At 58.9% G+C, this 12815-nt stretch carries 14 protein-coding genes and 3 pseudogenes; 7 read left to right on the forward strand and 10 right to left on the reverse strand.

Annotation, left to right across the window (positions count from 1 at the left end; translation table 11 throughout):
* Positions 1-331: 331 nt before the first annotated feature.
* The 3 genes from NKI64_RS12965 to NKI64_RS12975 all read right to left on the reverse strand — a co-directional run bounded on the left by NKI64_RS12965 (position 332) and on the right by NKI64_RS12975 (position 2151).
* Entirely contained in the window at positions 332-751 is a 420-nt protein-coding gene (locus NKI64_RS12965) for an HD domain-containing protein (protein WP_023668074.1), read from the reverse strand.
* 40 nt (positions 752-791) lie between these two features.
* Positions 792-1202, reverse strand: coding sequence for a DUF427 domain-containing protein (locus tag NKI64_RS12970; RefSeq protein WP_031214606.1), 411 nt, complete (start codon positions 1200-1202; stop codon positions 792-794).
* A gap of 634 nt (positions 1203-1836) precedes the next feature.
* A complete protein-coding gene (locus NKI64_RS12975) occupies positions 1837-2151 on the reverse strand; it encodes a hypothetical protein (RefSeq protein WP_031201473.1) in 315 nt (104 codons plus the stop codon).
* A 346-nt stretch (positions 2152-2497) separates the two neighbouring features.
* Here NKI64_RS12975 and NKI64_RS12980 point away from each other — a divergent pair.
* A pseudogene (locus NKI64_RS12980) lies at positions 2498-2803 on the forward strand (GNAT family N-acetyltransferase); the annotation flags it as partial.
* Here NKI64_RS12980 and NKI64_RS12985 read toward each other — a convergent pair.
* The 5 genes from NKI64_RS12985 to NKI64_RS13005 all read right to left on the reverse strand — a co-directional run bounded on the left by NKI64_RS12985 (position 2747) and on the right by NKI64_RS13005 (position 5382).
* Complete coding sequence (locus NKI64_RS12985) at positions 2747-2896, reverse strand: hypothetical protein (protein WP_023668069.1); 150 nt, start codon at positions 2894-2896, stop codon at positions 2747-2749. The pseudogene NKI64_RS12980 and the gene NKI64_RS12985 overlap by 57 nt on opposite strands.
* A gap of 113 nt (positions 2897-3009) precedes the next feature.
* On the reverse strand, positions 3010-3342 hold the full coding sequence (locus NKI64_RS12990) for a hypothetical protein (protein ID WP_023681169.1): 333 nt from the start codon (positions 3340-3342) through the stop codon (positions 3010-3012).
* A 2-nt stretch (positions 3343-3344) separates the two neighbouring features.
* A complete protein-coding gene (locus NKI64_RS12995; RefSeq protein ID WP_245260251.1) occupies positions 3345-3707 on the reverse strand; it encodes a hypothetical protein in 363 nt (120 codons plus the stop codon).
* On the reverse strand, positions 3704-4924 hold the full coding sequence (locus tag NKI64_RS13000) for an NRAMP family divalent metal transporter (protein ID WP_023668066.1): 1221 nt from the start codon (positions 4922-4924) through the stop codon (positions 3704-3706). Before NKI64_RS13000 ends, NKI64_RS12995 begins: the two co-directional genes overlap by 4 nt.
* Complete coding sequence (locus NKI64_RS13005) at positions 4921-5382, reverse strand: hypothetical protein (protein ID WP_352668294.1); 462 nt, start codon at positions 5380-5382, stop codon at positions 4921-4923. The genes NKI64_RS13000 and NKI64_RS13005 overlap by 4 nt, the downstream gene beginning before the upstream one ends.
* A gap of 514 nt (positions 5383-5896) precedes the next feature.
* On the opposite strand from NKI64_RS13005, the gene NKI64_RS13010 reads away from it, so the two are divergent.
* The 4 genes and pseudogenes from NKI64_RS13010 to NKI64_RS13025 all read left to right on the forward strand — a co-directional run bounded on the left by NKI64_RS13010 (position 5897) and on the right by NKI64_RS13025 (position 8039).
* Complete coding sequence (locus tag NKI64_RS13010; protein ID WP_023696321.1) at positions 5897-6694, forward strand: SDR family NAD(P)-dependent oxidoreductase; 798 nt, start codon at positions 5897-5899, stop codon at positions 6692-6694.
* A gap of 37 nt (positions 6695-6731) precedes the next feature.
* Positions 6732-7042: pseudogene (locus NKI64_RS13015) on the forward strand (glutathione-dependent formaldehyde dehydrogenase); the annotation flags it as partial.
* Between the two features lie 255 nt (positions 7043-7297).
* A pseudogene (locus tag NKI64_RS13020) lies at positions 7298-7700 on the forward strand (SDR family NAD(P)-dependent oxidoreductase); the annotation flags it as partial.
* Between the two features lie 90 nt (positions 7701-7790).
* Positions 7791-8039: a hypothetical protein gene (locus NKI64_RS13025; protein ID WP_023681163.1), complete on the forward strand. Its 249-nt coding sequence runs from the start codon at positions 7791-7793 to the stop codon at positions 8037-8039.
* Between the two features lie 177 nt (positions 8040-8216).
* On the opposite strand, the gene NKI64_RS13030 is transcribed toward NKI64_RS13025, so the two are convergent.
* Both NKI64_RS13030 and NKI64_RS13035 read right to left on the reverse strand, forming a co-directional pair.
* Positions 8217-8633 (reverse strand): response regulator, encoded by a 417-nt coding sequence (locus NKI64_RS13030; RefSeq protein ID WP_023804850.1) that lies wholly within the window; start codon positions 8631-8633, stop codon positions 8217-8219.
* Complete coding sequence (locus tag NKI64_RS13035; RefSeq protein ID WP_023687842.1) at positions 8630-11737, reverse strand: CheR family methyltransferase; 3108 nt, start codon at positions 11735-11737, stop codon at positions 8630-8632. The genes NKI64_RS13030 and NKI64_RS13035 overlap by 4 nt, the downstream gene beginning before the upstream one ends.
* Positions 11738-11895: 158 nt before the next feature.
* Here NKI64_RS13035 and NKI64_RS13040 point away from each other — a divergent pair, with 158 nt between their 5' ends.
* Positions 11896-12450 carry a response regulator gene (locus tag NKI64_RS13040; protein ID WP_050588792.1) on the forward strand — a complete coding sequence of 185 codons (555 nt, stop codon included), beginning with the start codon at positions 11896-11898 and terminating at the stop codon, positions 12448-12450.
* Between the two features lie 2 nt (positions 12451-12452).
* The gene (locus NKI64_RS13045) at positions 12453-12743 is read left to right on the forward strand and encodes a hypothetical protein (RefSeq protein WP_352668297.1); all 291 of its coding nucleotides are present in this window, start codon (positions 12453-12455) and stop codon (positions 12741-12743) included.
* Positions 12744-12815 lie beyond the last annotated feature (72 nt).

Raw genomic sequence — 12815 nt, forward strand, 5'->3', positions numbered from 1 at the left:
GCCTTACCTTTCATTGTGCAGAAGTTCGGGTTTGGCGGCGGCTTGCCCGCCACCCGCGGAGGCCGGGAACTCGTCCCGGCTTGCTGGTCAACGCGCCGGTGCCGGAGGAGTTCCTGATTCCGAGCCGGGCCGTTACTCCTTTTCGAGACGCTGCGATCCATCTCCGGAGGAGCTTTGACCCGATCACACGTTCCATGGTCCAGACGACGACCCCCAGGCGCACGCCGGCGCGGAAAAACTGACGGCCAGGAGAGCCGAAACGTGCTGTGCGCCGCAAGCTCTCGCAGGCGATGGCTGCCTCGGCAGATGCAATGCCAGCGTCGGGCGCGCACTATTGTCGGGAGAACTCTTGGTCAGGTATGCGAAGGCCCTCTTCATATTTGGCCGCCGACGCTCCGACCTGCCTCGACTGCCAGATGTTGTCCTCCAGATCGGCGCGTTTTACGGGGAGCGCCACTGGGTTCGACGCAGCCCGCCGGACAAAGGCGAAATACTCCTCATCCGGCCTGCGCGACATGGCATCGACCGCCGCGGCAATTGTCGGTCCGAAGCCTGCTTCTTCGAGCTTGGCGCGGGTCCAGCCTTCGCCTTTCTCCAGAACGTCATGAAGGTAGGCAACAGTCTTCTGATCGATTGTCTCGACAGCGTCGACGACACGGCGGCAATGCTCGATGTAGGGCCGCCCGGTCTTATCGCGCTGCGACGCGTGAACCTCCTCCGCAATCTTTGCCGCCTGGTAGAAACTGCTCATCGCGCCTGTCGTTACCGTGATTGTCTCTGCCTGATGAAACCTATTCGACGATATGTGGCGTGTGTCGCTTGTCCTCGGCAGGGTCGACATCGATACGGGCCTTTTCCGGATCGAAAGCGGCGTGACCTGCAATAGCCAGAGCGGCCGCATCGGGCGTTTCGTAGGCCCACATGAAATCGTCGGAAGAACTGCCGACGGCGTGGACACGCCAGTAGGTTGCGGTGCCTTTAAGCGGGCACCGGGTGGTGGTGTCGGTCTTTTCGAAAAGATCGAAATAGATGTCCTCGAAGGGGATATAGAAAACGGGCTCGTGCCCGTCTTCACGCAGGACCTTCGCCCGCTCCGTAGCTGCGACGATGGCGTCGGAAAACCGCACCGTCACCGTGCCGGAAAACGGTTCTATGGCCAATCGGCCAAGGTTTTGCTGTGAAGTTGCGCCTGAAGTTTGCATTTGGATTTCTCCCTGGCGATTACCGCAAGATCGGTCATGCTTGGAGACGAAATGCGCGGCGGCGCTTCAGGTTCCGGCATGACCGATGAACCTGAATTGCAGCCGGACTTAAAGCGCCTATCGGTTGCCGTATCCAGCAGTACTCGTCGGTAAGGCGCGGTGAAATGCTCGTCCAACCCATTCGAAGACTTTGGAAGACGACACGGTGGTCGCTTCCGTGGAGCGTCAGGGCTGGCACCGAAATGATCTTCGCCGCTACTTGCCGGCGGGCGAGTTCCTGGCAGGAGATGCTCCAGCTGTTTGGCCGTCGTCAGCTGCCGCCTCACGCACGGGCTCCGGGGCGGCCTGAGTTGCTGCCAAGTGGGCCGCAAGGTCCCTATAGACCTTGCCCCTGCCGCCATCGTGTTTAGCGATCAGGCCAAGTAGGTCATGACGGCTTAGCTTTGCAATCTTCATTAGGAATTCGAATTCGTGCTTCGGAATCGAGGCTGCTAAGCGATCGAGTTTGGCCCGCCGGGTCTCTTTGGACACATGTGCTCCTATGTATCCAGGCAGCATGCGAGGCACGTATTCGGAGGCCCGCCATTGTCTTGATGGCGGGCCTTCGGGCGGCCGAAGCCGCTAGGTCCATCGACTACTTGTTGCAATTTTGCACGGTCGAGGTCGTTGCGCCACTTGCAGTGTTGTTATCGATGTCATTGCCTGCGGCGTCCTTGCAACGGTCGGTCATGCCGTTCGATTTTGTAGTCGAGTTTGTGGAATTCGGATCGGTTGGCACGGCCGCATTCCCGCTGCCAGTGCCAGCGGCGCCGCCGCTGCCAACAGTTCCAGTACCAGTTCCATTACCCGTGCCAGCCGTGCCGCCAGCACCCGTTCCATTTGTCTGCGCCAAGGCGGAACCGGCCAAGGCAATAGTTAGCACCGACGCGGCTAGAATTTTCTTCAACATTGGAGTCTCCGTGTTTGAATCGCCGAATTGCGATCGCTTTCCCAACGACAGGTTTTTCTCATTGTTCCCGGCGTAATGGATTGTGATCCGCAGCAGCCTTCGTCGAGGTGGACACTCTTGACGTCGCACGAATTGTGATGAGACCTGACAAGGGCAGGATGGGCTTTGTTCAACACCAAAGCGATATGTTGGGCGCGGCTGCATGCATCCGACGCGGATCGCGATGCGGAATGTGGGCAAGACGGGTTACAACAGAAGCGGCGATCAGAGCTGCGAGCGAACCGGCCGCCTTGATGTTAGTCTGACGGTTGAATCTCAAGACCATTCCGACGCAGGAGCAGAACGCATGCCGGCTCGATCCGAAGGATTTACAATCGCTCTGGCTCACAACGGGGATGCACGAACGCAGGCGGCCGCTGCGCTCTATCGACACAACATCGAACAAACCGGAATCGATGACCGGGCAGTGATCGGCGCGGAGCTTACCGACCCCTCGGGAAAGATCTGGGGTGGAATTTGGGGCAGAACGGAACTGGGGCTCCTGTTTCTCGACATGTTCTTCTTGCCTGACAAATTGCGTGGCCGATCCTATGGATCACAGCTTCTTATGGCGATTGAGGAGGAAGCCATTAGGCGCGGATGCAAGAGAGCCGTCGTCGAGACGAGCAGTTTCCAGGCGCCTCAATTTTACCGGCTTCATGGGTTTGAGGAATTCGGCAAAGTCGAATTCGTTATTCCAGGACATGCCCGCATCTTCCTTCGCAAGAAACCTGCAGTAATCTTTGCGGAGGCGCCATCTGCACGAACGGCTGTTCGCCGGCAAAACGCCGGCGCCTTAGCCCTCCCAGCCGTAGCCATCTACTCCCGAAGGTCCTTTTGCCCTTTCCATCCGGGAAGCTCGGTCATCGGGCATAGCAGCCGCGGTCGCGCCGGATCGGAGATATCGAGTTTATCCCAGGGAATGCGGTACAGGCCGTCGCGACGGCGCAGCCGAAACAGGTCGAGCATCGCGATGCCGATGGTCGAAGCCGACAGACGCTCGAACGCGGCGTAGATGCCAACGTGGAATTCAGTAACGACGAGCTCGTCGCCACGCTGTTCGGCGAGAATCTCTTCGATGTGACCGATGCTCTTTCCACGCTGCGAGAGCACGCGTCGCCCGGCAAGATGTTCGAGGTTGACTGTCCTCATCATCACGCTCCTGGGATGCGCCCGATGACATGATCGCGCAACCAGTCCTGCCAGGCGAAAATCGACGTCTCGCCCACCTCGATGTCACATTCGATGTCGAGCCCGTTGTCCTGCACCTTTTTCCACGCAATCCTGTGTGGCTCGGCGTGGCGTTTGCCACCCACCCTCGTCGCCAGTTGCGCCATCCATTCCCCGGGCCGCGCGCCAAGGCGGCGCGCCAAAGTGATGGAGCCGAGTTCTATCGCGACAATCCTTGGTGGTTTGCCCCGCCGCAACTCGGCCACCACTCCGTCGACCTTGCCGATCTTGACCCGCCGGCGGTCGAACACCTGCTTGTCCAGGAGATCACGCATCAATTCCATCATGTGCCTCCGAATATCTGCAGCGGAATCGTCACCACGGCGAGCACGAAGGCAAGCGCGATAATGAAGACAACGGCGGCATTCGAAATGATGCCGTTGCGATGTTCGCCGACATAGCGTTCGTCATTCAGCAGGAAGAGAAATGGAACTACCGTCAGCGGAAGGCTCGCCGCCGTTACCGCCATGGAAAAGATGGTCAGCCTCAGTGGGTCGAGGCCAAGCATGATCGGAATGGCGGCCAAAAACAATGATGCCGTATAGACGGCACTGAAGCCCGGATCATCGCGCGGCTTGCGATCCTCGCCCCAGGTCCAGCCAAAGCCCTGTGCCACCAGATATGCCTGTTGCAACCCGACTTCGAGTGCGGCGCCGAAACAGGCAATGGCGAGCGAGGCAACGAATAGAACGAACCCCCAGAAGCCGAATATAGGGATCAGCATCAACGGCAGTTGGTGATAGTCGTCCACCTGGTCGATGCCGCGCGTCGCGAGAACGAGAGCAGCGACGATCAACACGCCGATCGAAATGGTCCCACCGAAGGTCATGCCCAGCCCGGCGATGGCACGATTGGCCCCAAGGTGGCTTTCATCCCATTTGTCCTCGATAGCTCCCGAGGAATAGAACATGAAAAGATAAGGCGATATTGACGCGCCGAGAATGCTGGCCGCCATGAACCAGTAATTGATGGCATCGTGAGCCGGCAGCGAAGGCACGGCGCTGCCAGCGACCGCTGTCCAGTCGGGCTTTAACATCACCGCACCAACCACGAAGCACAGCGTCACGAGGCCGAGGACCGAAACGCCTTTCTCGATAAAGCCAAACGTGCCTTTCCACAGCAGCAGCCATGCCAGCAACGCCACCGGCAGTGCCCACCACTGGAAGCCTATGCCGGTGGCAAGTTCGAGTGCGATGGCCACACCGCCGATCTCAGCGGACAGCACCATGAAATTGACGAGAAGGACGACTAGCAACGGCCATAGGAAGACGTTGAACCCAAATCTTTCACGAATGCCCTCTGAGATCGTGTGATGGCTCATCGCGGCGAACCGACCGGCCATTTCAACCAAAAAGATGATGCATATGGTGCCGAGAACTATGGCCCAGATTAGCTGGAATCCGAAGGCGGCACCCGCCTGCGCCGCCGTAGCCATCGACCCGACTTCGAGGAAACCTCCGACACTGGTGACGACGCCAAGCGATATTTCCAGAAGCTTCTTCACGGCTTTGGTCCGAAAGCGCTGGTGTAAGCGGCGGCGAGCGAGCGCATGGCCGCCCGAAGATCCTGTTGTGCGCTTTTCACCTCAGTGCGATTGTCCACCCGCAATCCCGCCTCGGCATGCGCCACCGCCACCGACAAACTGTTGACTGCTGCCGTCAGTCCTGCTCGCCCGGCTGGTTCAGGGGTCTCGGCCGATCGAATTTGCGCCTCGACATCGGCCAGCGTTTTTCCGACCGAGTGCAGTGCGGCCGTGGCATAGGGGGACGGTGCCGCTCCCTCCACCCAGGCATCCAGCACCATCGATACGGTCTGTGCCGCGGAGGCCGCGGTTCGTGATTGCTGCGCCACCTGATTGGAAGACGAGCATCCGGCCAACCCGGCTAGAATCAGCAGCAAGCACAGCCAGCCAACCGGAAAATGACGGTCGTTATGGGGTACAGCGCGCGTTGGATGCGCCACGCGGATTTCCTCCCCGGCCCGAACCAACTGCGTCCGGCATCAATGATCTAGAGCGCTCGGAGAGCTCGTCAAACGAAACCGACGACGAGCCTGTGAGGTCGGCTAGTCCAACGTAACAAAACGCTCCATCCCGGACAGCCGTTAAAAGAGGGGGGCCCGCGCTTCTCTTTGGCGCGGAGAAGCGCGGGCAGATCGGGCCGAGGGGATGACCCGATCGCGCAGCATCAACATGGGAGGGCAACAACGCTGCACGGTTCGAACTTCCAACCGGGCCACTTGTTCCAACTTCAACTGATCCGTTCTGAGTACTTAATCCATGCGTTTGGGGGCCTTTTGAAGGTAGGCCATCGCGAGTTCTCATGGCGTAGAACGGTTTTTGTCGCAACGGCCCATCCATGAATGCGCGCGAGGACCGCGACGACGACCGTCGCCTGACCGTCATGACAGCGCACGATCAATCCAGCCCAAACGCCGCGGAACAATTGTGCCCACTCGTGGTTCCGATGGCACGAAGATGGAGGATATGATGACGGACGCCAAACTCGCTGTGGTGACCGGCGCCTCGAGTGGCATCGGAAGGGAACTCGCAAAGCTGTGCGCTAAAGACGGTTACGACCTGATCATCGCCGCCGACGAGCCGGCTATCCGGCAGGCGGCAGAGGCACTTGAAACCCACAATGTAACGGTCGAAGCCATTGAGGCCGATCTGGCGACCGTCGAGGGCGCCGATCGGTTGATCTCCCAGATCGGCGATCGCGATATCGACCTGTTGTTTCTCAATGCGGGACGCGGGCTCGGCAACGGCTTCGTCGACCAGGACTGGCGAAAAGTCCGCCGGATCATCGACACCAATGTCACCGGAACGGTCTATCTGGCGCATGAACTCGGCGCCAAGATGGCCCGGCGAGGTCGCGGACGCATCCTGTTCACCGGGTCGATCGCCGGCTTCATGCCCGGAACATTCCAGGCCGTCTACAACGGCACGAAGGCGTTCATCGATTCCTTCTCGATCGCGCTCCGCCATGAGCTGAAAGATAGCGGCGTGACGGTCACCGTGCTGATGCCTGGCCCCACGCAGACGCGATTCTTCGAGCGCGCTGAAATGATGGATACCAAGGTCGGCTCCGATGAAAAGGACAATCCGGCCGATGTCGCCAAGACGGGTTACGAGGCGATGATGGCCGGTGATGAACAGGTCGTCAGCGGTTGGAAAAACAAGCTGCAGGTCGCCGCCGCGCATGTCACGCCGGCAGGCACCTTGGCCGAACAGCACCGTAGGATGGCCGAGCCGGGGTCGGCGTCCAGCGACTGAGCCAATATTCGCGTCATCAAAAGGGCTGGCATTCCCAAGGCCGCATGTGCTGCGCGAGGCAATCTATCGCTGCCGCAGGGGCGGCACCATCTCGGTTCCCGGCGTCTATGTTGGTCTGGTCGATCACATCCCGTTTGGCGGCAATGAATAAGGGACCGGCTTTCCGGATGGGCCAGACGCATACGCAACGCTACCTGGAACCTTTATTGGCCATGGTCCAGAACGGCGCAATCGACCGCTCCTTGTGATTACCCACCGGACCGATCTGAAAGCAGGGCCGGATCTCTACAAGACGTTTCGCGACAATCAGGAGGTTGTGTCAAAGTGGTGATGCGGCCTCACAGCTAAGACGGGCAAGGCGACCGACACTCACTGCAATCACAAGGGAACATTCGCGTCGACGGCCGGTTAGGTGCCACTTCCGTAACGGTCACCTGCCGTCAAAGCGAGCCCATGATGAACCACGACCAGCATGACTATGTACCAGACGCAGCGCGCAGACTTGTCGTCGGAAGCATGGCGGGAGGAATTCTCGCCGCTTATGCTTCCACGGCGTCAGCCGATACGGGAACAGTGCCTGCTAAAGCAGGCCCTGCGAGCCCGATGCTAAAACAGAATCCGGTGACGCAATATCACCAGCCGCCTTTCAAGCCACAGGAACAGAAGTGGCCGGGTTTGGCCAGCAAGATGGTGCCGCGCCCGGATCACGGCGAAACAACCTACAAAGGATCAGGCAGGCTTGCCGGCCGCAAAGCGCTGATAACCGGCGGCGATTCCGGTATTGGTCGTGCGGCGGCGATTGCATTCGCGCGCGAGCGTGCGGACGTTGCTTTCGGCTACCTCCCCGAAGAACAGGAAGACGCCGACGAACTGGTGGACCTAATAAAAGCGGCAGGTCAAAAGGCTTGCCGGCGATATCCGCAATGAGGCCTTTTGCAGAAAGCTGGTCGATGAAGCAGCAACGCCCCTCGGCGGTCTCGACATCCTGGTCAGCAACGCTGCCCGCCTCACTCGAGTCCACGGTCCTCAAAAAGGGCCGCCAAGGCCACCGCTCCTTAGGCGTGGTGGGCTTTCAGACTGTCTACAGGAGGAACCAATGGCTGGCGATGAAATAGAAAGAAGGCGACTGCAGATGTTGATCGAACAATATCTGGAGACCCGTAAGCGACGGCACGATTTCGTGTCGATCGCGAATGCCGAACTCGCGATCAAGGCGGTCATGCCGCATTGCCCGGTGTCAAACGCAGCGTTGGCAGAGATGATTGCCGCTGGCGCCGTCACTTACGGCCTTGGCGTCCTATTCGACGCGAAGCAAACCGAGGGCGAACTGCCCGTTGTTTGCTAGGCTCATCGCCTGACCAATCGTCGCGCGGTCGCGAAGTTTCGCCCAGCTCTGGAATACGCCAGACCGGGAGCATGCCAATCGTGCCGGCCGGATCGCAGGCACTTGCCGGCGACGTCGTCTCGGGCCTGGACCCGAATGTCGTCGCATATCTGATGAAAAACCAGTGTCTTTGTGCAGTTACCGGGCTTCTCGCTGGGTTGGCACCGTTCCGCTGTCCTGGTGTCTTGCCAAAGCTGTCGGTTGAACACCGAGCATATTTCGCACGGCCTCGACCAGCGCAGCAGCCCACACGGGTTTTGACAGCATCTTGTGATGACGCAAATCTTGCGGGATGTCGGATGCCGTGTACCCACTGACGAAAACAAACGGAATTCCGCGTTGCGCTAGAAGAGGGACAAGGGCAGCGCTGGTCTCGCCGCCGAGACCAATGTCCAGGACCGCGGCAGATATGACTTCACTCTCGATCAGCTTTTTCGCGCGAGCAACGGACGGCACTGGCCCGGCGATGGCGAAGCCGGCCTCTTCCAGAATTGCTCGGTGCTCCTCCGCGACCAGCCATTCATCTTCGACGATAAGGATACGAGATGCAGTCACGTTTCGCTCTCCCGATGATCAAACGGAAACTCAATCCGCAAGCTCAAACCATCGGAACCGAAAGATGTTTCAAAATTTCCGCCAAGCCGATACTCAATTTCGCCTTTTACCAGCGAAAGACCAAATCCCGTCTTCTCAGGTGGAGTGACAGCGGGACCGCCGCTTTCTAACCATTCGAGCTGAAAACCGTGATCCGACGCCGACCAAGTCACGGACACCACGCCGTTTGGCACGGACAAGGCGCCATATTTTCCAGCATTCGTGGCAAGTTCATGGATCACCATGCCAAGCGACAGGCCCTGCTGAGGCTTGAGCCGAATGTCCTCGCCTGTGGTGTTGATGCGTTCCAGCCCGAACGGCTCGACTTCCTGCCGCACGATTTCCTCTACCGAGACCTCTTTCCAGCTTTCGCGCGAGAGCACTCCGTAGGCCCGCGCCATGGCGCGCAGGCGACCGATGAGCGCTTCGGCGAAAGCCTCCGAAGAGGGAGCATTTTTCAGGGTCTGACTGGCAATGCTGACCGTAACGGCCAGCATGTTCTTGACCCGATGATTGAGTTCCGAGATCAATACCCGCTGGTGGGCTTCGGCTTCAGCCATGGTCGTCACATCGACAAAGGTCACCACCACACCTTGGATTTTCCGCACGCTGTCGCGGTAGGGGATCAGCCGCACGAGATAGTGGATGCCGTCGCTATCGCGCGGTAGCTGGTGCTCGATCATCTCGCCGGCCCTGAAAACCTGCGCGATATGGTCGCGCAGGTGCGGATAATCGAGCCGGCTGGCAAGATCGGTAAGCGGTCTTCCGATGTCGGTCGGCAGCAAATTGAAGAACGAAGACGCCGCCGGCGTGAAGCTGCGGATAACCAGCTTGGTATCGAGAAAAACAGTCGCGATCTGTGTGCTCTCGAACAGGTTCTTCAGATCGCTGTTGGCCCGATCGAGATCCTCGATCTTGGAAACCAGTTCGGCATTGATGGTGTTCAATTCCTCATTGAGGGACTGCATTTCTTCCTTGGAGGCCTCAAGCTCCTCATTGGAGGACTGGGCTTCTTCGTTGACCGAGACGAGTTCCTCATTGGAAGATTTCAACTCCTCCAATGCGGTCTCATATTCTTCGATCGTCGATTGCAGGCGCTCGCGCGTATCGCGGAGTTCGCGCTCGAAATCAGCAATCCCGGATGGCTGACGAACCTTTAGAGCCTCCAGCCGCGGCTGCGGCTGGCCCACCGGTTCGAACAGGACGAGAAACAGCGGCTCGCCGCTGCCGCGATCAACCAAGGGCTCGATCGTCAATGTGACGAACTGGACCCGATCTTCATCTTCTTCAATGGCTATCGCTTCGCGCACAACCGTGCGCCGGCCTTCGGCCGCTTCCCGCAAAGCGCCGCGCAGTTCCAGACGCAGGCCGCTGCGTGCCATTGTGAGCAATTGTCTGCTCGGCACCCCTTGCGGCGGCTCGAGATATTTGCCGGTTCTGACCGAGTAATAGACGACATCTCCATCACCATTGATGACGACATGGGCCGGAGCGTAGCGTTCGAGAACATGGGCTTCAACGGTTTGCCTTAGGGAATAAGACAAGCCGCGGCGGGCATGAGTGTCATTGGCGCTGGAAAAGTTGCTTGCAGGCGCAGCATTCAACAAGATCGGCAGCCGCGGCGGCGCCGTATGTTCTCGTGCCTTGAATATCCGTTGTTTCTTGTCGACCGGTGCAAACAGATCGGCATGCTGGCTTATGCTCTCGGAGGTGCCAAGGAACAGATAGCCGCCGGGCTTCAGCGAATAGTGGAAGGTCGGAATAACCTGCTTTTGCACATCGGGGCCGAAATAGATCAGCAGGTTCCGGCACGACACCATGTCCATGCGCGAGAAGGGTGGATCGCGGATGACGCTGTGCGCCGAGAAGATGCAGAGATCACGTACGCTCTTGCTCAAGATGAAACTTGTGCCGTCATTGCTGAAGAAGCGTTCGCGACGTTCAGGCGAAACGCCCGCAAGCAATGACTCCGGATAGCGCGCCGAACGTGCGATGCCCAACGCCGCGTCATCGATGTCCGTGGCGAAAATCTGGATGCGCGGCACAGCCGAAAGTGTATCCATATGCTCGCGCATCAGCATTCCGATCGAGAAGACTTCCTCGCCGGTTGCGCAGCCGGGCACCCAGACGCGGATCGTATCGTTGGCGTCCTTGCCTTCGAAAAGTTTGGGGATGACGGTTTCTTCCAGGGTCTTGAAAGCGTCCGTATCGCGGAAGAAATTTGTCACGTTGATCAGCAGGTCGCGAAACAGCGACCGCACTTCCTCCGCATTTGAACGAAGCAACTCTATATAGGCATCGATCGCGGTGTTCTGTGTTATTTGCATGCGTCGCCTGACGCGGCGCAAGAACGTCTTGGCCTTGTAGCCCGAGAAATCATGTCCCGAATGGCTGCGCAGGATGGCGTAGATTTCTTCCTGGCCCTTGCGGAGTTTCAAAGCACTGGCCTTGCCATCGTCAGCTTCAAGCTCGTCGAGCAGTTCAAAGCTGTGGGCAAATTCCATGAGTTTCGCACCCATCTCATCGGCCGGGATGGCGATATCGATCAGACCGGAACTGATCGCGCTGCGCGGCATGTCGGGATTGCTCGGGCCCGACTCGTCGGAGAGTTGCGCCAGCGTCAGGCCGCCATGCTCCTTGATTGCCTTGATGCCCAACGTACCGTCGGAATCGCCGCCCGACAGGACGACGCCGACGGCGTATTCGCCCTGATCCTCGGCCAGCGCGCTGAAAAAGATATCGATGGGCTTGCGCTCCCTGGACACCGAATTCGGTTGGCGCAGCTTTAGGCTGGAATTTTCGATGGTGAGGATCGCGTTGTGCGGCATCACATAGACGGTGTCAGGATGGATATCCATTGCATCTTCAGCGACACGAACCGGAATTCCGGTGTAAAGCGCAATCACTTCGTGCAGCAGACTTTCCCGTTCCGGGCTGAGATGCGTGACGATCACGAACGCCATCCCGCTCGAAGACGGCATCCCGCGAAAAAATCCCTCCATGGCGGCAATGCCGCCCGCAGAGGCGCCAATACCGACTATGGGGAACCTCGGCAGCTTTTGCATCAATTGTCCTGCTTCAGTGAAATGCAACGCGGCAGCGCTGATTTCGATCCAATGTGTAAACCGTTCCTGGTCGAATTCCCATCCCGCACCGCCGATAGCCACGGAACCGATGGACGCGACCGCCGTTTAGAGCCCGGAGGGCTGCTATGTTATTAGGCATGCGAATTCTGCTCGTCGAGGACGAATTCTTGCTGGCAAGCGAACTTGCCTCTTATTTCAGCGATTGTGGGGCGACCGTTTTGGGGCCGGTGTCGTCAGTCAGCCGGGCTCGACGATATATCGATTCAGCGGACGGGGCGGTGCTGGACATCGATCTTAACGGTGAGACTGTTTTTCCCCTCGCCGATGAGCTGACGGACAGAGGCATCCCGTTCGTATTCTTCTCCGGAAACGATCAGATCACCCTACCGGAGCGGTTCCGGTACACCCAAAACCTCTCCAAGCCGGCCGGGTTCAGGACGGTTGCCGGGATCCTCGCCGCGCAATCAACAGCGCTTGGTGAAGACAATGTTTTCCGCGCTCTTCCAAAACTGAGGCTGTCCGCGCGGCTGCTGCTGGGCGACCCACAGGCGGCCGATCGCCTCGTCGAACGGACATTGAAGGCGGCGCTGGAGGAGCGGTTGTCGACGCGGCATGACCTTCCCTTGAGCGAATGGCTCAATACACTCATGGAGGAGGTGCTCCGCAACGACAGGTCTGGCATCATGAATTAAGATTGTCCGATAGTTTGCCGCAGGCCGCCCTGTCGACCGCCCCCGCTACGGTACCCCTCCCCAAGAGCGCTTCGCTTCGTCTTGCAAATACGGCCGCATTCCTGCTAGAAATCCTCGTGGCCAAACCTCCGCAAACCAAACCTGACTCATTCCGCGATCCTGTTGAGGGCGACGCACTCGCAGCGCTGCTCGACGAAATCGCGGAAGAGGAAACACCTGAACGGCTGTTGAAGCTCGCCATTGAGCTGCAGCAGCAACTGCTGTTGTCAAAGCAGCTGAAAAATCCCAACTGAACGGCCTGCAGCTAGGCATCTTGATTCGCCTCGAGTTCCACGATGGTGTCATCGCCTCGTTCGCCAGACCCA

Source organism: Mesorhizobium sp. M0478, assembly GCF_040321305.1.
Classification (GTDB): Bacteria; Pseudomonadota; Alphaproteobacteria; order Rhizobiales; family Rhizobiaceae; genus Mesorhizobium.

Excerpts from the sequence above, each read along its gene's own strand:
- NKI64_RS12970 (WP_031214606.1), bottom strand. The coding sequence starts at position 1,202 with ATGCAAACTTCAGGCGCAACTTCACAGCAAAACCTTGGCCGATTGGCC.
- NKI64_RS12990 (WP_023681169.1), bottom strand. The coding sequence starts at position 3,342 with ATGAGGACAGTCAACCTCGAACATCTTGCCGGGCGACGCGTGCTCTCG.
- NKI64_RS12965 (WP_023668074.1), bottom strand. The coding sequence starts at position 751 with ATGAGCAGTTTCTACCAGGCGGCAAAGATTGCGGAGGAGGTTCACGCG.
- NKI64_RS12975 (WP_031201473.1), bottom strand. The coding sequence starts at position 2,151 with ATGTTGAAGAAAATTCTAGCCGCGTCGGTGCTAACTATTGCCTTGGCC.
- NKI64_RS12995 (WP_245260251.1), bottom strand. The coding sequence starts at position 3,707 with ATGATGGAATTGATGCGTGATCTCCTGGACAAGCAGGTGTTCGACCGC.
- NKI64_RS13035 (WP_023687842.1), bottom strand. The coding sequence starts at position 11,737 with ATGCAAAAGCTGCCGAGGTTCCCCATAGTCGGTATTGGCGCCTCTGCG.
- NKI64_RS12985 (WP_023668069.1), bottom strand. The coding sequence starts at position 2,896 with ATGTCCTGGAATAACGAATTCGACTTTGCCGAATTCCTCAAACCCATG.
- NKI64_RS13040 (WP_050588792.1), top strand. The coding sequence starts at position 11,896 with ATGCGAATTCTGCTCGTCGAGGACGAATTCTTGCTGGCAAGCGAACTT.
- NKI64_RS13025 (WP_023681163.1), top strand. The coding sequence starts at position 7,791 with ATGGCTGGCGATGAAATAGAAAGAAGGCGACTGCAGATGTTGATCGAA.
- NKI64_RS13010 (WP_023696321.1), top strand. The coding sequence starts at position 5,897 with ATGGAGGATATGATGACGGACGCCAAACTCGCTGTGGTGACCGGCGCC.